Source organism: Niveispirillum sp. FG148, assembly GCF_057809655.1.
Map to the genome: position 1 here is coordinate 278,036 of NZ_JBMDKJ010000005.1, position 19,001 is coordinate 297,036.

The following is a 19,001-nucleotide window of genomic DNA, read 5'->3' on the forward strand; positions in this document are numbered from 1 at the left end:
GAACAGTGAATCCTGAAAGGATTGAATCTATCGAACAGGGGGTTGAGGGTAATTTGAGGCAAGAGGGGAAGGAAAGGGCCATTCACCGCCGGATCAAACCGGCGGCACCGGCCCCGTCGATTGCCGGACCACCAGTTCAAACCCCAGATGCCGTGTCTGCGCACCGTCACCGACCAGCAGATCGACCGCCGCCGCCGCCATGGACATGGTGGGCTGGCGGATGGTGGTCAAAGGCGGCCAGATCACCCGTGCAATGGGGCTGTCGTCAAAGCCGATGACCGACAGGTCGCGCGGCACCTGCAGCCCATGTTTATTGGCCGCCGCCACCGTGGCCACCGCCATGTCGTCATTGCCCGCGAAAATCGCCGTAGGCCGGTCGGGCAGGGCCAGCAGCGCCTCTGCCGCCACAAAGCCGCCAGGGAAGCTGAAATCGCCCGGAACCATATGGCGCGGGTCCAGATGCAGCCCATGGGCCGCCACGGCATCCAGGAAGCCCTGACGGCGCAGCTCGGCCGCACCATGGTCAGGATGGCCCAGGATCATGCCCAGGCGACGATGGCCAAGGGCTACCAGATGGTCTGCCACCAGCCGCGCCGCGGCCTCGTCATCCATGCGCACCTGGGCCGTGCGGTCGGGGGCCGTACGCGGCGCAATGCGCACCACGGGCACGCGGGCGGCCGCCAGGGCGGCCAGCACATCATCCCGATCCACCAGCGGCGGGGTCAGGATCAGCCCATCCAGCCGGAAGCGCGCCGCCACACCCACCATCAGACGCGGCAGATGCGGGTCGGCAGCATCACACGGTTCCGTCAGCAGGTGATATCCGCGTTCCTGACAGCGGCGGATGGCCCCGGCCTTGATATCGGCCATGTAGTTGCTGGACGGGTTGTCATAGAACAGGCCCAGCAGATAGGAGCGGCGGCCCGCCAGACTGCGCGCGTTGGGGTTGGGCCGGTAATCCAGCGCCGCCACAGCCGCCTGCACGCGCGCCAGCGTATCATCCGCCACCCGCCCTTCATTGTTCAGCACCCGCGACACGGTCTTGGTGGACACACCCGCCCGGCGGGCCACGTCGAAGATCGTGGCGGCACGCGGCATCGGCACGACGCTGGAAAGCTGCGTCTCGGACAAGCTTCACTCCCTTGGCGCTGGGCCCGATGGCTCTGCCGGCCATCCTTCCCTGTCAGGTTTAACACAGGGTCCGGATTATGACAACGTTGTCTGTAACAGACAGATGAAAGGACGGTGGAACTGTCCTGTCCGGACTGTCCCCCGTGTCAGCCAGTAGCCGTGTCGGCGGACCCCGCAACCCACCATTTTTGCAGCCGCAGGGCCAGCGGGATAGCAAGGGGCAGCGCCGTATAGGTCCAGGGCGCAAAGGGCAGGGTGGCCGCGAACTGGGCCAGGATGACGGATAGAAGCCCGCTGGCCGTCATCACGCACCAGACCACGGCATGGCTGGCCTGGCCCGCCGCCAGATGGCCGACGCGCAGCCCGTGCCAGATCAGCCCCGTGATCAAACCCGCCATCAGGGAGAAACCCACACCGTAGAGGGTGAATAGCTGGGCTGCATCCCCCGCCCGCAGGACCTGTTCACCCTTCAGCAGGGCGGCGAAAGTCATCAGCATGACACGGGTGGGGTAGACATAGACCATGACGACAAAGACCAGCGCCAGGCTGAGCAGGGTCGACAGCCGATCATTGCGCCCGCCGGCCCGCCGCCAGGAGACATGTGCCCACCAGAAGGTGGCGATCAGCGCGAAGCCGCCGGCAAAGATGGGCAGCCGCCACAGGGCCGCCAGCAGATCGGCAAAGCCGAAATCGCTGCGCGCCTCAGCAATGACCAGCAGGGACAGGGAAAAGGCGAAGGCCGCATCAACAAAATTGTCCAGCCGGCCCGATCCCGGCTCCTCCTTCACACCCGACATCCCGCCCCTCCCGCCTGATGGTTAACGGATTGTCCGTCATCCGGTGCGGACCGGCAAGATGCATCCGCCTTGGCATTGACACCGGTATCAATTACTCTCCGGTCGCAAGAAACAAGGGTCAGACGGGGAACGGAAATGCGCACCGGGATGATGTCGCGGCGGTCGCTGCTGTTGACGGGATCGGGATTGCTGCTGGCGGCGGGGCCGGCGCTGGCGGCTCCGCGGCCGGGCAAGGGGCCGGTGGTGCGCACCCTGGCGGGCCGCGTGCGCGGGCAGACGCTGGCGACGGGCATCCATGCCTTCAAGGGCATCCGCTATGGCGCCGACACGGCCCCGCGCCGGTTCATGGCGCCGCTGCCGCCCGTGCCCTGGAAAGATATTGCCGAGGCCGTTGCCTATGGTGCTGCCAGCCCGCAAGGGGGCAAGGAGCCGGACCAGGCCGAAGATTGCCTGTTCCTGAATGTCTGGACACCCGGCCTGGGCGAGGGGGCGGGAAACGGGGGCAAGCGGCCGGTCATGGTCTATATCCATGGCGGAGCCTATGCCAGCGGGTCGGGCAGCGCCCCGCTTTATGACGGGGCGCGGCTGGCCCGGCGCGGCGATGTGGTGGTGGTGACCCTGAACCACCGGCTGAACCTGTTCGGATATCTCTATCTGGCCCGCCTGGGCGGGCTGGACGATCCGCGCTTTGCCGACAGCGGCAATGCGGGCCAGCTGGACCTGATCCTGGCGCTGACCTGGGTGCGCGACAATATCGCGGCCTTTGGCGGCGATCCCGGCAATGTCATGCTGTTCGGCCAGTCGGGCGGCGGGGCCAAGATCGCCACGCTGATGGCCATGCCGGCCGCCCGGGGCCTGTTCCACAAGGTCGCGACCATGAGCGGGCAGCAGGTGACGGCGGGCGGCCCGCGCAACGCCACGGCGCGGGCCAGGGCGGTGCTGGAGAAGATCGGGCTGACGGCCGACCGGGCGGGGGCGGAGGCGGCGTCCCGCCTGCCCGTGGCGGCATTGCTGGCCGGGTTGAAGGCGACCGACCCCGTTGCCGGATCGGGCGGGGTCTATGCCGGGCCCGTGGTCGATGACCGCAACCTGCCGCGCCATCCCTTCTTCCCCGATGCGCCGGCGCAGTCGGCCCAGATCCCCATGATCATCGGCAATACCCATGACGAGACGCGCAACCTGATCGGCGGCGGCGATGCCTCCGCCTTCGACCTGACCTGGGAGGCGCTGCCCGACAAGCTGTTCCCGGCCATGCGCGTTGATATCGCCCCCGAAACGGTCATTGCCGAATATCGCCGCCTGTACCCCGATTACAGCCCGTCGGACGTGTTTTTCGCCGCCACCACGGCCGGCCGGTCCTGGCGCGGGGCGGTGGAGGAGCTGGAGGCGCGGGCGAAGCAGCCGGCGGGGGCCGCCCCCACCTGGGCCTATCAGCTGGACTGGCGCTCGCCGCTGGAGGGCGGCAAATGGCGGGCCCCGCACATGCTGGACATCCCGCTGGCCTTCGACAATATCGCCCAGCCCGGCAGCCTGTCAGGCGATGGGCCGGCGGCGCAGGCACTGGCCGACCGGCTGTCGGATGCCTTCATCGCGCTGGCCCGGCATGGCGACCCCAACCATGCCGGCCTGCCGCGCTGGGAGCCCTATGGCCTGGACCGCCGGCAGACGCTGCTGCTGGATGATCAATGCCGGCTGGCCGATGATCCGCGCGGGGCGGAACGCCGCCTTTTCGCGCGTGTGCCCTTCACGCAGTTCGGAACGTGAGGGGGGGAGTTTACGTTGAAGCATCCTCCCCGGCGTCACGCCCATGGGCGCTAAGTTAGCCGTTGCACGAACCTGCCTTCCCCGCGCAAGCGGGGAAGGCAGGGTAGGTGAGAATCCCTAACGTAGCGCCTACGCGCCGGCACCGGGCGCCAAGTTCGGGAAGCAAGGCGCGCTGCATTCTGGGCTCCGGCCGGCGCCGGGGTGACGGTGGAGAGGACCATGGCGGTTCTCCTTCGAGCCCCCACGTCCTCTGACCATCCGCACTCGGCAGGACGGCTGATGGCGGCCATGGGCAATTAATGGTAGGAACCTGTCCGGGAAGCCCTTAAAAAACAAAAAATGCCCGTCAGGCACCGCTTTACCGGTGGTCGACGGGCGGGGCAGAGGGACCAGATGAGCATTGACGCGCCACATCTGTTGATCGTGGAGGATTCGCCGACCCAGGCGCTGCAGATGGAGATCATCCTGGCGGCGCAGGGCTGGACGGCGGATGTCTGCCCGACCGCGGAAGCCGCGCTGGACCATCTGAACGGCATCCTGCCCGATCTGCTGCTGGTCGATTACCATCTGCCGCGGATGAGCGGGGATGAGTTCATCCGCCGCGTGCGGCTGAACGCCCGCACCCACCATCTGCCCGCCATCATGCTGACCGACGAGGTGACGCAGGAGGCGGAGTTCAAAGGCATCGAGAGCGGCGCCGACGCCTATGTGCCCAAATCGGCCGACCGCGATGTGCTGCTGACCCGCATCAACGCGCTGCTGCGCCGTGCGGCCCCGCCCGAACGCGGCGATATCCATGTGACGACGCAGGCGCTGCGCCGCTGCCGTCTGATGATCGTCGATGACAGCCCCACCTTCCTGGAATTCCTGCGGGCCTTGCTGGAAGAGGAAGGGCATGAGGTGGAGGCGCTGGATTCGGGCCTGGACGCCCTGGACCGGGCCGAACGGGAAAGCTTCGACTGTGTCATCGTCGACCTGCACATGCCGGAGATCGACGGGGTCGAGCTGTGCGCGCGGCTGGATGCCGTGCGGCGGCGGCGGGAGGAGCTGTTCCAGATCGTCATGCTGACGGCCAGCGACAGCAAGGCCGACCTGATGCGCGGGCTGGAGGCCGGGGCCGACGATTACGTCACCAAATCCAATGACATAGAGATCATCAAGGCGCGCATCCGCGCCCTGTTGCGGCGCAAGCTGCTGCATGAGGAAAATCTGCGCATTTCCATGGAGTTCCGCCGCAAGGAGCAGGAGCTGGAGCGGGCGCGGGAGGAGATGCGGGTCGCCGCCGCCCGCGCCTCGCTGGTGGAAGCCCTGGAACGGTCCAACCGCGAGCTGGCCGAGACCAATGCGCGCCTGACCCAGACCCAGGTGGAACTGACCCGCGCCAAGGACCAGGCCGAGGCCGCCAGCCGCGCCAAGTCGGAATTCCTGGCCAATATGAGCCATGAGCTGCGCACGCCGATGAACGGCATCATCGGCATGAACGCGTTGCTGCTGACCACGGCGCTGACGCCCGAACAGCGGCATTCGGCCGAACTGGTGGGATCGTCGGCCAAGCTGCTGCTGAGCCTGCTGAACGACATTCTGGATATCTCCAAGCTGGAGGCCAACCAGGTCACGCTGGAGGAGATCGAGTTCGACATTGCCGGCCTGTTCGAGGAGACGGTGCTGCTGATGGCGCCCAAGGCGGCCGAGCATGGGATCGAGCTGGTGCTGGACCTGGACCCGTCCGCCCATCGCCACGCCCTCAGCGACCCGCTGCGCCTGCGCCAGGTGGTGCTGAACCTTGTCGGCAATGCCATCAAATTCACCAACAAGGGCGGCGTCACCGTGTCGGTGGCCGTGCATGAAGGGGCCGATGCGGCGCTGACCCTGCATGTGCAGGTCATCGATACCGGCATCGGCATCCCGCCCGATGCCGTGGGCCGGCTGTTCGAGAAGTTCATGCAGGCCGACAGTTCCGTCAGCCGCCGTTTCGGCGGCACGGGGCTGGGGCTGGCCATCTGCCGGGAAACGATCGGCCTGCTGGGCGGGCGCATCGGCGTGGACAGCACGATCGGGGCCGGATCGACCTTCTGGTTCACGGCCCATATGAAGGCTGCGGCCGGGGGGACGGGGGTGGCACCGCCCGCTGCACTGCGCGGTCGCCAGGCCCTGGTCATGGCGCCGGAGGACATGGTGCGCGGGCCGCTGGCGCGTGAGCTGAGCCGCATCGGCCTGGCCGTGACGGCGGAGGATGCGGACGCGGCCCTGGCCCTGTTGAATCAGGGCCGGCTGCACCCGGATTTCGTGCTGCTGGACATGGAACTGGCGGCCAATCCCGATCTGGACCTGCCGGCGCGGCTGCGCGCCCGGCTGCCGCAGGCCCGGCTGATCATGCTGCGCGCCATGACGGGGGTGAACAACCCGCCGCCCGGCATCGATGCCACCCTAGAAAAGCCCGTGCTGCGCCGGGAACTGCTGACCGCCCTGGGCGTGGCCCCGGAGGATGGCACGCCCTGCCAGCCGGACTGCCCGCCCGCCGACGGCCCGGTGCCCACCGCCGGCGCCCGCATCCTGCTGGCCGAGGATAATTACGTGAACCAGCAGGTGGCCCTGCACATGCTGACGGCCGCCGGGCACAGCGTCACCGTCGCCAACCATGGCGGGGAGGCCGTGGAGGCGCTGGAGAATGCCGATTTCGATCTGGTGCTGATGGATGTGCAGATGCCCGTGGTGGACGGGCTGGAAGCCACCCGCCGCATCCGCGCCCTGCCCGGCGCCAAGGGCGCCATCCCCATCATCGCCATGACCGCCAATGCCATGGCCGGGGTGGAGGAGACCTACCGTGCCGCCGGCATGGATGATTACATCTCCAAGCCCGTCGACCATCAGGAATTCCTGGTCAAGGTCAAATCCTGGGTGAACCGGTCACGCACTGTGGCCGCCGACATGGCCGTGGCGACACGGGAGACGCCGGCGCTGGATATGGAACCCGGTCGACAGCTTCAGCAGCTGATGGGGGTGGATGCGTTCGAAGGCCTGCTGAACCAGTTCCTTGCCCGCTCGCATGAGCGGCTGGAGAAGGTCGCCCAGGCCCACGCAGCCGGCGACCTGGCCATGCTGGGTCGGGAGGTGCATGACCTGATCAGCACGTCGGGCGGCTTCGGCTGCCACCGACTGGTCACGCTTTGCCGCACAATCGAAGAGGCCATCCGCGCCGATGACCGCACGGGCCTGGACCTGCTGACGGTGCAGCTGCTGCGCGAGGCGCCGGAGACCTGGGCCCGGCTGGAAGCGGCGCTGAAGGGGGAAGTTTAGGCCCGCACCAGGGCCGTCAGCTTGGCCGCGATCTCCACCGGGGGCAGGACGAAGCAGGCACCGCCGCGATCGATGGCCACCCCGGGCATGCCATGGACCACGGAACTGGCCGCGTCCTGGGCGATGGTGACGGCCCCCAGCGTGCGCAGGCGGCACAGCTCGTCCGACCCGTCCGACCCCATGCCCGACAGCAGCACGCCCACGGCGCGGCGGCCGACATGGTCCGCGACGCTGCGGAACAGGGCGCCCACGGCCGGACGCAGGCCGGCTTCGGGCGGGCCCGCCTCCAGCCGGAGGCGTCCCTGGGCGTCCAGCAGCAGGTGCCGGTCGTCCGGCGCCACATAGACATGGCCCGGCAGCGGCTGCTGCCCATGCACGGCCACGGCCACGGGCAGGGCGCTGCCGGTGCCCAGCCAGTCGGCATAGCCCTGCACGAAGCCCTGGGCAATATGCTGCACCACCAGGATGGGCAGGGGAAAATCGGCCGGCAGGGCCGCCAGGATGGCCTGCAGGGCCAGCGGGCCGCCCGTGGAGGCGCCGATGGCCACCAGGGCCGGCCCTGGCCCCGGCAGGGCGGGCGGAGCCGGCGGCGGGGGGGCCACGCGGTCCGTGATGGCCGGCGGCCGCTTCCAGCGCCGCACCACCTTCACCTCTGACATCAGCCGCACGGAAGTGACCAGGGCCGCCGCCTCGGCTTCATGCCGGTCATCGCCCAGGCCGGCGGGCCGGCGCACAAAGGCCAGAGCGCCGGCTTCGACCGCCTTGAAGGTGGCCGCCATCTCGTCCTGCACGGCGCCGCTGACGATGACGATGGGGACGGGAGCCGTCTCCATGATCTCCCGCGTGGCGGCGAACCCGTCCAGGCCCGGCATGTGGATATCCATGGTCACCACATCGGGCCGCAGGCGGCGCGCCGCCTCCACCGCCGCCAAACCGTCGGCGACGGCACCGATGACCCGGATATCGGGTTCGCATTCCAGGATGGCGGTCAGGAAGGCGCGGATGGTGGGGCTGTCCTCGGCGACAAGCACATTGATCACAGACGCAGCCCCCTCAGATCAGCCGGCCGATAATGTCGAGAAGATCGCTCTGGTCGAAGCTTTTCTTGACGATATAGGCGCTGGCCCCGACATCGGCGCCGCGCTCCTTGTCCTCCCGCGTTTCCAGCGAGGTGATCAGGATGACGGGGATATCGGCCGTGCGCGCATCCTGGCGGATGCGGGCGGTCAGATCGAACCCGCTCATACGCGGCATCTCCACGTCCGACACGACCAGGTCGAAGGTTTCCCCGGCCAGCACGTTCCACGCCTCCAGCCCGTCCACGCAGGTGCGCACACGGAAGCCCGCCGCTTCCAGCACATGCTTGAACAAGGTGCGGGCCGTGATGCTGTCTTCGGCGATCAGGATGGATTTCCGGCCCTCATTTCCGGCCGAAATCGTGACCGGTCGCGCTGCGCGGGCCTGGAAGTCGGGTCGCAGGGCCGTGCGCAGCAGATCATGCACATTCAGCACGAAGCCCAGCCGGCCCGACGGCAGGGCGACCGCCCCGGACACGCCCGGCACCTGCGTCAGCGGCCAGGCCAGCGGCTTCATCAGGATCTCGCTTTCGCCCTGCACATGGTCTACCTCCACGGCCAGACGCTGGCCGGCGGCGGCCAGTACGACATAGGTGCGGTGATCGCCGGCGGGCAGCGTGGCGGCCGGCAGGCGCAGCAGGTCCGACAGCCGCACCAGCGCCAGCGGCTTGCCGTCCAGGCGCAGCATCTCCCGCCCTTCCACAGACTGCACGTCGCGGCTGGCCACGCGGCCCACGCGGTCGATGCGGTTGGTGGGCATGGCAAAGCAGCGCCCGCCGACATCGGTCATCACCACCCGGAAGGAGGCCAGCGTCACCGGCAGCAGCAACCGGAAACAGGTGCCCTGTCCCGGCGTGGATTCCACCGACACCGTGCCGCCCAGCCGTTCCACCACCTCCTGCACAATGGCGAGTCCCAGGCCGCGGCCGGAAATGTCGGTCACGCTGCGGCTGGTGGACAGGCCGGACTGGAAGGCCAGCGCCATCATCTGCTCCGGCGTCAGGTGCTGGCCATCCTCCACGCCCAGCAGGCCCTGGTCCACGGCCTGCTCCACCAGCCGGGCCAGATCCATGCCGCGCCCGTCATCGGCGATGGCGATTTCCGCCCGGCCGCCATCGCGCTGGGTGACGGTCAGCGACACCTGGGCGCGCGGCGGCTTGCCGGCGGAAAGCCGTTCCGACGGGCGCTCCACCCCATGATCGATGGTGTTGCGCGCCAGATGCAGCAGCGCCTGACGCAATTCCTCCTGCACCCGCCGGTCCAGTTCCAGATCCTGGCCCGACAGGGTCAGGGCCACATCCTTGCCCTGGGTGCGGGCCAGTTCGCGGATATCCTGGGCCACGGGTTCCAGCAGCGTGGCGGCGGGCAGCATCAGCACCTGCTTGGTGCCCGACAGCAGGCTGTCCACGCCCTTGGCCAGACCACGGGCATCCTGATCGGCGGCCAGGGCCAGCCGCGACAGGCGCTGCCCCACCCAGGCCAGGGTCTGGGCGTCATGATCGGTATGCTGATCGGCGTCCAGCCGCTGGCGGCCGCGCGTGCGCTCCGCCAGTCCGGCGGTGATGGCGCGGATCTCCGCCACCCTTTCTGCCCCCGACAGCTTGGCCGTGATCAGGTCTTCGGCCTGATGCAGCAGGAAATCCAGCCGGTCGATGGCGACGCGCAGCGTCTGGCGCGGGGCTGCGCGCACCGGCGCGGGGGCTGGCGCTGGCGCGGGGGGCGCGTGCTCCCGCACCGGCAGCACGGGCGGGAGCGGTGCCACCACCGGCACAGGGGCGAGGGGTTCGGGTGCCGGCGGGGGCGAGAGGTCGGGCAGGGGCAGGCCGCGCCCCACCCCTTCCAGCAGACCGATCAGCGCGTCCAGACCCGGCACGGGCGGCGGGCTGTCGCCGTTCTGCGCATTGGGCACCATGCGGCAGAGCGCCGTGAAGCCGCGTGACAGGGCCTCCACCACGGACCGCCCCAGGGCCAGCTCTCCGCGCTTCACCTGCGCCAGCAGGCTTTCCATGGCGTGGCAGAGCGCCACCAGATGGGTCATGTTGACAGTGCGGGCGGCGCCCTTCAGCGTGTGAACCTCACGGAAGGTCTTTTCCACCAGCTCGCGGGCGCGCTGGTCGGTGACGCCGGCCTCCATCTCCCGCAGGCTGCCGGCCAGCGAGCCGACATGCTCCTCCGCCTCAACCACGAACATGGCGAGCAGGCGTTGCAGAAGCTGTTCGTGGCGGCTGCTGTTCATGATGCGGGCCCTTGGAATATAAGTGCTCCCTCAGGCGCCGGGCGGCGGCATCCGCCGCCTTGGCTTGCGCGCACATGGGTGCGCGGGCCGGCGGTCGCCGGCCTGCAGGGGCCATTGGACATGCCCCCTGTTCCCTCAGGCGCCGGGCGGTGGCCTTCGGAGGGCATGGTCCTCAGGCCCGATACTGGCCGACCAGGCCCTTCAGACGGTGCCCCAGCGCGTTCAGGTTATGGGCCGCCGATTCCGCCTGCTTGGTGGCGACCGTGTTCTGGGTGCTGGCCTGACGGATGCTGTCCATGGCCAGGGCCACCTGATCGATGCCCACCTGCTGCTGCTGGTTGGATGCCACGATCTGGGTGGCGGCCTGGGTGGCCAGCGAGATGTTCTGCGCCAGCCGTTCGATGGCCTGGCCCGCCTCCTGTGCCTGTTTCACGCCGGCATCGACGGCCTTGCTGCCCTGTTCGGCAGCCAGCACGGCCGTGGCCGTGGCCTTCTGGATATCGCCCAGGATGGCGCGCACCTGGGATGTGGCCTGCTTGGACTGTTCGGCCAGGCTTTTCACCTCGGCTGCCACCACGACGAAGCCCTTGCCCTGCTCACCCGCCCTGGCCGCCTCGATGGCGGCATTCACGGCCAGCAGGTTGGACTGTTCGGCCAGATCATTGACCGATGCCACGATGGTGCCGATGGCCTGGCTCTGTTCGGACAGCTTGATGACCGCCTCGGCGATGGAGCCGATCTGTTCGCGCACCAGGGTGATGCCGGCCACGGATTGCTCGACCGCACGCTTGCCCGTGGCGGAAATCTGGGCCGTGGCCTGGGCCGTTTCCGAGACATGGCGGGCCTTTTCCGTGGAAAGCTGCGAGGTCTTGCGCACCTCTTCCATAGTGGAGCTGGTTTCGGCCAGCGCCGTGGCGGTTTCGGCGGCCGATGCCGCCACCTGGGCCGTGGTGCTGACGATCTGGCTGCCGGCCGTGCCCAGCACATTCACCCCTTCCGACAGTTCCTGGATCAGCTGGCGCAGGCCGCGCGTCATTTCGCGGAACGTATTGGTCAGGATGCCCACCTCGTCGTGGCGGTCGCTGGCGGCGATGTCGGTGGTCAGGTCGCCCCTGCCCATGCGTTCGGCGATGCGCGTGATCTCCCGCAGGGGGGCCGCGATATTGGTCGACAGGAACAGGCCCGACAGCACGACAATGACAGCGGCCAGCAGCGCCCCGCCGACAACGGTGAGGTTGGCCAGCGTGGTGCTTTGCTCCATGGCCAGATCACGCACCTCCTGCAGGCGGGTCTCCACCTCGTCCATGCGGGCCACGGCATTGCGGAAATCTTCCATCGCCTGCTGGCCGCGGTCGCCCACGACCTGGCGCTGGGCCGCCTCGAACCCTTCCTTGCGGCGGGTCTCCACCCGCAGCCGCGCCTCGTCCAGGCGGACCTTCAGGGCCGTTTCCACCCGGTCCAGATTGCGCTGCTGTTCGGGATTGTCGGCGGTCAGTTGCCGGATGTCGGCCACGATGCCGTCCAGGGACCGGATGGCCTGATCATAATTTTCCAGGAACCGGTCGTCGCCCGTGATGACAAAGCCGCGCTGGCCGGCCACCACTTCCAGCATGGCGCTGGACAGATCGGCCAGCCGGTTCTGCACGCGATGGGTATGTGTGGACCATTTGGCCGCCTCTGTCAGGCGGGCTGTGGTGGACAGGGAGACAAAGCCCACGCCCAGCACCACCAGCAGCAGCAGGCCCAGGCTGCCCCAGATCTTCGTTCCCACCCGCAGCTTCATGTTCAACCCTCCGCCCCCACCGCCCGGACCTGCAGGCCGGGCAGGCCACCTTCATCGAAAAACGCCGTTCCATCCAGAACCAGGGCGCCGTCATCCGTCACGCCCAGATAATAGCGCCGGCCAGCATGCACCGTCCCCGGCACGGCCCCCAGGCCGGCACGGGCCGCGGGCTTCAGGCCGTTGATCACATCCACGGCCAGACCCAGGGCGCGATCGTCCCGGTGCAGCACGATCACCTGGCCGTCACCGGCATCGCCGCCGGGCGTGCTGCCGGCCAGGGCGCGGAAATCGATGACGGCCAGCATCTCGCCCCGCAGATGCACGACGCCCGCCACCCAGGACGGCACATTGGGCACGGGCGTGGGCACCAGACCGGCGCAGACCTCCCGCACCAGGCCGCTGTCCAGGGCCAGGGGCTGCCCGTCCAGCGTGAAGGTCAGCAGGGACAGGTCATGGGTGTCGGCCACGGCCCCGATGGGCCGCGCCAGCCGGGCGGCGCGTTCACGCAGGCGCCGTTCCACCTCCGCCGCGTCCGGCTCGAACCCGGCTTCCATCCCTTCCATGGCGGCGCGGACGCGCGCATGCAGGACGGCCCAGTCGATGCCGTCCCCCTGCTGTGCCGTTGTCTCCGGCCCTGTCCCGCTCATGCCCCCATCTCCGCATCGGCCACACGGATGATCTCGATCAGGCGGCCAGCTGTCAGCCCGTCACCTTCCGGAACCTTGTCGGACGGATCAAGGGTGTTGAGCAAGCCCAGCGCGTTGCGGTGGCACCGTCTGGCCTCTGCCCGCCGGCCTTCAGTCATGGCCAGCCCGGCCAGCGCCACATGCGCCAGGATGAAATCGGGATCGGCATAGAGCGCGCGTTTCAGCGATTCGGCCGCCCCGCGCGCATCGCCGCGTTCCTGCTGGATCAGGGCCAGCAGGTAATGGCGTTCCGGCGCCAGCCGGTCGATGGCCAGCGCCTGGCGGCAGCTTTCCTCCGCCAGGTCCAGATGCCCGTCATTGGCGTATAGCCGTGCCAGCAGGGTCAGCGCCGCCCCGTTGGACAGGGTGTCCGGATCGGCGCGCAGCAGGGCGATGGCCTGCCCGTTCTCCCCCGCCTGATAGAGCCGCCGGGCCTGTTCCACGGCGGTCGGCGCGTCCGGCGGGGGGGCCAAGGTGGGGGCCGTTGCGGGGGCCAGGGTGGCGGGAAGGGGCGCTGCGGGTGCGTCGGGCGGCGGGGCCCAGGCAATCACCGCCGGCACCGGCATGGGGCATTTGCGGTAAAGCGTGGCATCGGCCATGCCGGCATTGACCAGCGGCGTGAACAGCTCCGCCGACCCCTCCACGGCGGCCGCCACCAGCCAGCCGCCATCGACCAGGCAATGCTGCAGGCCGGTCACCACCCGCCGCGCCCGATCCGCGCTGAAATACATCAGCACATTGCGGCAGAAGATGATGTCCATGGCATTGGTGTTGTTGCGCACCGACGGATACTGGTCTTCGGCCAGATTGTGATAGGCGAAGCTGACCATGCGGCGGATATGCGGGACCACTTCCCAGGTCCGCCCGTCGCGCGGGATGAAACAGGTGCGCCGGATCTCCGGATCGACGCCGCGGAAGGACCATTCGCCATAGCGCCCCTCCACCGCCTTGCGCAGGGAGCGGGGATTGATGTCGGTGGCCAGCAAGGTGATGGTCCAGTCCGGCAGATCGGGCAGCAGCCGGTCCAGCAGGATGGCCATGCTGTACGCCTCCTCCCCCGTCGAGCAGGCCGCACTCCAGATGCGCAGGATGCGGTGGCCGGCGGCGCGGCGCTGGGCGATCAGATCCGGCAGAATGCGCGTCGCCAGCGCGTCGTAACTGGCGGGTTCGCGGAAGAAATAGGTTTCGCCGATGGTCAGGTGGCTGGCCAGCGTTTCGATCTGCGGCTGGTCGACAGGGGTCGACAGGAAATGGCGCATGCAGGCATCGGCGCTGGCAAAGCCCAGTTCCGCCGCCATCTGCGCCACCGCGCGTTCCAGATCGGGCCAGCGTTCGGCCGGATAATACAGGCCGGTGCGATCGGCCAGGAAGGCGCTGAAATCACCCAGCCGCTGATAATCGGACATCACCTGCATCATGATGCCGCCGGCCCCCGCGCCAGGGCTGCCGCCAGGGCCTGCGCTTCGTCCAGCGACAGGAACCGCTCGGCATCATGGATGAACAGCGGCCCGTCCGGCAGGGCCGTCACGGCGTCGAACCAGCCGCCCGTGCCCGCGATGGCGGCCACCGGCTGCAGGGCCGCGGTCGGCACGCGCAGCGTGCCGTCGACATGATCCACCCACAGGACCACGTCGCAGCGGGCCAGATGCACGACGACCAGCCCGTCGGTCAGCCGCGGCGCGCGGGTGGGCATTCCCAGCCGGGCGCGCACATCCAGCACGGGCAGGAACCGCCCGCCCAGATTGACGATGCCGGCGACCACCGAAGGGGCGCCAGGCAGGGGGGACAGGGCGACGATGGCCACCACCCGTTCCACCAGCCCCAGCCGCACCGCAAAGGACTTTTCATCCAGGGTGAACAGCAGCAGGTCTGCCGCCGCCCCGTCCAATGCCACCGCCGCGGTCTGCCCCGCGTCCATGCCACACCCGATCCTGGTGAGTTTCTGAGCTATTAATGCGCGCAAAAACGGGCCGTTAGCCAGCCCTTAATCATGTCCACCTGCATAGTGCATGACCATTGCCTTTGCCGGTCTGAGGGCTGACAAGGATCGATAGCCAACGCCTCGGCCCGCCCAAGGGCCCCAAGAAGGTCGAAACTCCATGCGCCACCGTCCCCTGGCCGCCCTGCTGGCCTGTCTCCTGCCCCTCTGCCTGGCCCCCGCCGCGGGCGCCGAGCAATTGACCATCGACCGCATCGTCGCCAGCCCGCCGCTGGCCGGATCGGCGCCGCGGGCCATCGCCTTTTCCCCTGACGGCGCCCGCGTCACCTATCTGGAGAAGTCGGCCGCCGACAGTGCGCGGCGCGATCTCTGGGCCTATGATCTGGACCAGCGCCGGGCCGTGATGCTGCTGGACAGCGCCGAATTCGCCGCCGCCCCGGAAAGCGAGGAGGAGCGCGCCCGGCGCGAACGTCAGCGCATCCCCGAAACCGGCGTCACCGAATATGTCTGGGACGCCAAGGGGCAGGCCGTGCTGGTGCCCAAGTCGGGTGATATCTGGCTGAAGCCGATCGCCGGCCCCGTCCGCCGCCTGACCCGCACCGAAGGGGCCGAGACCGACCCGAAATTCAGCCCCGACGGCAGCCACATCGCCTATGTGCGCGGCGGCAACCTGTATGTCATGGATCTGGCATCGGGCACCGAACGCGCCATCACCAGCGATGGCGGCGACGGTATCCTGAACGGCATGGCCGAATTCGTGGCGCAGGAGGAGATGCACCGCAATACCGGCTATTGGTGGTCGCCCGACGGGCGCCGCATCGCCTATGCCCGCGTCGATGAACGCGGCGTGCCGCTGGTCAACCGCTATGATTACGGCAGCAACGGCGTGAAGGTGGTGCCGCAGCGCTATCCCTTTGCCGGCGGGCCCAATGTCGGGATCGAGCTGCTGGTCACCGATATCGAAGGGGCGACGCCGCCCGTGAAGATCGATCTGGGCACCGATCCCGACATCTATCTGGCGCGCGTCACCTGGAAGCCCGATGGCGGGCTGGCCGTGCAGCGCATGAGCCGGGACCAGAAGGTGCTGGACCTGTTGTTTGCCGATCCGGTCACGGGCAAGGCCAGCGTGGCGCTGTCGGACCGGAAATCCACCTGGGTCGATCTGCATGACGATCTGGAATTCCTGCCCGATGGCCGCTTCCTCTGGTCATCCGAACAGAGCGGCTATCGCCATCTCTATCTGCATGCGCGCAGCGGCAAGCGGCTGCATGCCATCACGCGCGGCGACTGGCCCGTCGACCGGCTGGTGGCCGTCGATCTGAAGACCGGGATGGTCACCTTCACGGCCCAGCGCGAAGGCCCCACGGAGATGCAGGTCTATACGGCCCGTCTGGATGGGCGCGACGCCACCCGCCCGCGCCGCATCAGCCAGGGCGAAGGCTGGCATCAGGCCGTGGCGGGCAGCGGCGGCGGCACCTGGCTGGACACGTTCTCCAGCCCCACGCAGCCGCCGCAGCTGTCCTTGCGTGACCGCGACGGCAAGCTGATCACCTGGCTGCTGGAAAACAAGGTGGCGGGCGACCATCCCTATGCCCCCTTCATGGCCAACCATGTGCCGCGCAGCTTCGGCACCCTGAAGGGGCCGGACGGCACCCTGCTGCACTGGTCCATGCTGAAGCCGCCGGGCGTGGATGATGCCCATCCGGCGCCGGCCATCATCTACACCTATGGCGGGCCGACCAGCCAGGTGGCGACCAAGGCCTGGGGCAGCCGCACGCAGATGTTCCTGCAGGTGCTGGCCCAGAACGGTTATGTCGTGTTCATGCTGGATAATCGCGGCACGCCGGGCCGGGGCAAGAAGTTCCTGGATGAAATCCATAATGGTTTCGGCACCGTGGAACAGGATGACCAGGCGGCGGGGGCGGCGTACCTGAAGACCCTGCCCTTCGTCAGAGGCGACCGGATCGGCATCTATGGCCATTCCTATGGCGGCTACAACACGCTGATGAGCCTGCTGCGCCATGGCGACCTGTTCGCCGCCGGCGTGGCCGCAGCACCCGTCAGCGACTGGAAGCTGTATGACACCTTCTATACCGAACGTTTCATCGGCAGGCCCGACGCCAAAGGCGTCTATGACCGGGCCGATGCCACGAAACTGGCCGACAGGCTGTCCAAGCCGCTGCTGATCATCCATGGCATGGCCGACGACAATGTCTTCGTCGACAATTCCGTGCGCATGGCGGCGGCCCTGCAGCATGCGCGCAAGCCGTTCGGGATGATGTTCTATCCCGGTGAACGCCACGGCTTCTATGACCAGGATCTGGCCTGGCACTATTACACGGAGGCCAAGGCGTTTTTCGACCGGGAACTGAAGCGGCCTTGAGAGGCAGTCAGGTTTAAACAGAATCGGGATAGCTCTCACCACCGTCACCCCGGCCTGCACGCCGGGGTGACGGTGGTGGATGTTCCAACCTGACAGACTCCAGAGAGTGATCACACCCTCGAAAATGCCGTTGATCAGGCGGTTTGTCGGCTGGCGTTCTGCACGATCTGGATCAGGATGGTGCGCAGGGTGCCGACATCGTCGGAGATGCGGTCGATGGCCTGGCGCACCGTCTCGGCGCGGCCATCCACCTGACCGGCGCCATCGCTGACACTGCCGATGCGCTGCGCCACTTCGGACGTGGCACGGGTCGTCTCCGCCACGTTGCGGGCGATTTCCTGGGTGGCGGAACCCTGTTCCTCCACAGCGGCGGCGATGATGGTGGTGATGCCCGTCACCTCGTCGATATGGGTGGCGATCTGGACCACGGCATCGACGGCGGCCTGGGTCACGGCCTGGATTTCCGCGATCTGGGCATTGATCTCCTCCGTGGACCGGGCCGTCTGGTTGGCCAGGCTCTTCACCTCGCCGGCGACCACGGCAAAGCCCTTGCCGGCCTCCCCGGCGCGCGCCGCCTCGATGGTGGCATTCAGGGCCAGAAGATTGGTCTGCTGCGCGATTTCCCCGATCAGGCCGGCCACGGCGGAAATGCGGGTCACGGCGTCGGACAGGCTTTCGATGGTCTGGCGCGCATGGCCGCTGCTGGCCACGGCATGATCCATGGTGGCGGCGGCGCGCTGCACCGACCCGCTGATTTCCTGGATGGAGGTGGACAATTGCTCCGCCGCGGCCGACACGGCCTGGGCATTGGACAGGCTTTGGGCGCTGGCCGAGGCCACGGCGGTGCTGTCGCCGGCCACGGCCCCCGCCAGTTCGCTCAACTGGCGCATGGATTGCGTCATCTCGGCCGTGGCGTTGGCGATCTTGTCGACGGTGCGGTTGGTCTCCGACGTCACTGTATCGGCCATGGACCGCAGCGCCAGGCGCTTCTGTTCGTCCGCAGCGGCACGGGCCAGGGCCGCCTGCGCCTCCATTTCCCGGTTGGCGCGGGCCTGGTCCCGGAAGACCAGCAGCGCCTTGGCGACAGCACCCAGTTCATCGCGGCGATCCTGGGCGGGGATGGCGGTATCCAGCCGGCCGTCGGCGATGGCGCCGGTGGCGGCGGCCAGGGCGTTCAGCGGGCGCGTCACCGACCGCAGAATGATGCCCATCGCCAGACCGATCCCCAGGATGCAGCCGATGATGGCCGTGGCCATCTGCAGATGCTCCACCTGGGCCGCGACCTCTTCCAGATTCTGCCGTCCCGCCGTCAGCTTCTTTTCCGTGGCCTCGATAAAGCCGTCGCTGATGCGCGACGCGTCGCGTTCGACCGGACGCACGCTGTCGGCAAACAGCCGATGGCCCGTCTCCGTCTCATTCTGCATCGCCTTGTCCAGAACCGGCCGCAACGCCGCCAGAACCTTTTCCTGCGTCGCCACATAGCGGTCCATGTTCAGGGCTGCCGCCTCCGCGCCCAGCAGGGCCGACACGCGGTCAAGGCGCGTGCTCATCTCGCCCATGCGCTTGCCGGCCCGGTCGGCAAAGGTCTTCCGGTCGGCCGCCGGTTCCAGAAGCGTGTTCAGCGTATCGCGCTGGATCGCTCGGCTCAGGGACCGGATCTCTCCCGTTTCATGCAGCAGGATCTCCAGCCGGGTCAGCTGCCGCTGCACGGTTTCCACCTTGTGCAGGCCCGCATAACCGATGCCGAAGATGGACAGGGAGATGATCGACAGAAGCGTGACTGGTAACAGAAGACGGTACAGCACAGGCATGCGGCGGACCCTATATGGGATGATCAGAGATGTTTATTCTTTATTAATTATAATTTATCTGATTCTGAAGGCCGCAAGCCCTATCCTAAGGGATATTT

Annotated in this window: 12 protein-coding genes; 3 read left to right on the forward strand and 9 right to left on the reverse strand. The window is 68.1% G+C overall.

Translation table 11 applies throughout. The annotated features are described in order from the left end of the window. Positions 1-93: 93 nt before the first annotated feature. Together ACODTW_RS08020 and ACODTW_RS08025 are read right to left on the reverse strand one after the other, a co-directional pair. Positions 94-1,131 carry a LacI family DNA-binding transcriptional regulator gene (locus ACODTW_RS08020; RefSeq protein WP_488945444.1) on the reverse strand — a complete coding sequence of 346 codons (1,038 nt, stop codon included), beginning with the start codon at positions 1,129-1,131 and terminating at the stop codon, positions 94-96. Positions 1,132-1,277: 146 nt separating this feature from the next. Then, complete coding sequence (locus tag ACODTW_RS08025; protein WP_488945445.1) at positions 1,278-1,928, reverse strand: TMEM175 family protein; 651 nt, start codon at positions 1,926-1,928, stop codon at positions 1,278-1,280. A 135-nt stretch (positions 1,929-2,063) separates the two neighbouring features. On the opposite strand from ACODTW_RS08025, the gene ACODTW_RS08030 reads away from it, so the two are divergent. Both ACODTW_RS08030 and ACODTW_RS08035 read left to right on the forward strand, forming a co-directional pair. After that, positions 2,064-3,692 carry a carboxylesterase/lipase family protein gene (locus ACODTW_RS08030; protein ID WP_488945446.1) on the forward strand — a complete coding sequence of 543 codons (1,629 nt, stop codon included), beginning with the start codon at positions 2,064-2,066 and terminating at the stop codon, positions 3,690-3,692. Positions 3,693-4,085: 393 nt separating this feature from the next. Further along, complete coding sequence (locus tag ACODTW_RS08035) at positions 4,086-6,989, forward strand: response regulator (RefSeq protein WP_488945447.1); 2,904 nt, start codon at positions 4,086-4,088, stop codon at positions 6,987-6,989. On the opposite strand, the gene cheB is transcribed toward ACODTW_RS08035, so the two are convergent. The 6 genes from cheB to ACODTW_RS08065 form a co-directional block, all read right to left on the reverse strand. Beyond that, complete coding sequence (gene cheB / locus ACODTW_RS08040; RefSeq protein WP_488945448.1) at positions 6,986-8,029, reverse strand: chemotaxis-specific protein-glutamate methyltransferase CheB; 1,044 nt, start codon at positions 8,027-8,029, stop codon at positions 6,986-6,988. The genes ACODTW_RS08035 and cheB overlap by 4 nt on opposite strands. 13 nt (positions 8,030-8,042) lie before the next feature. After that, positions 8,043-10,301 carry a hybrid sensor histidine kinase/response regulator gene (locus tag ACODTW_RS08045; RefSeq protein WP_488945449.1) on the reverse strand — a complete coding sequence of 753 codons (2,259 nt, stop codon included), beginning with the start codon at positions 10,299-10,301 and terminating at the stop codon, positions 8,043-8,045. Positions 10,302-10,473: 172 nt separating this feature from the next. Then, positions 10,474-12,084 (reverse strand): methyl-accepting chemotaxis protein, encoded by a 1,611-nt coding sequence (locus ACODTW_RS08050; protein ID WP_488945450.1) that lies wholly within the window; start codon positions 12,082-12,084, stop codon positions 10,474-10,476. A gap of 2 nt (positions 12,085-12,086) precedes the next feature. Continuing rightward, a complete protein-coding gene (locus ACODTW_RS08055) occupies positions 12,087-12,731 on the reverse strand; it encodes a chemotaxis protein CheW (RefSeq protein WP_488945451.1) in 645 nt (214 codons plus the stop codon). Further along, entirely contained in the window at positions 12,728-14,188 is a 1,461-nt protein-coding gene (locus ACODTW_RS08060; protein ID WP_488945452.1) for a CheR family methyltransferase, read from the reverse strand. The genes ACODTW_RS08055 and ACODTW_RS08060 overlap by 4 nt, the downstream gene beginning before the upstream one ends. Then, positions 14,185-14,688: a chemotaxis protein CheW gene (locus ACODTW_RS08065; protein ID WP_488945453.1), complete on the reverse strand. Its 504-nt coding sequence runs from the start codon at positions 14,686-14,688 to the stop codon at positions 14,185-14,187. Before ACODTW_RS08065 ends, ACODTW_RS08060 begins: the two co-directional genes overlap by 4 nt. A gap of 181 nt (positions 14,689-14,869) precedes the next feature. Here ACODTW_RS08065 and ACODTW_RS08070 point away from each other — a divergent pair, with 181 nt between their 5' ends. Further along, a complete protein-coding gene (locus tag ACODTW_RS08070; RefSeq protein ID WP_488945454.1) occupies positions 14,870-17,092 on the forward strand; it encodes a S9 family peptidase in 2,223 nt (740 codons plus the stop codon). 134 nt (positions 17,093-17,226) lie between these two features. Here the strand turns inward: ACODTW_RS08070 and ACODTW_RS08075 are convergent, their stop codons facing one another. Beyond that, positions 17,227-18,903: a methyl-accepting chemotaxis protein gene (locus ACODTW_RS08075; protein ID WP_488945455.1), complete on the reverse strand. Its 1,677-nt coding sequence runs from the start codon at positions 18,901-18,903 to the stop codon at positions 17,227-17,229. Between the last annotated feature and the right edge of the window lie 98 nt (positions 18,904-19,001).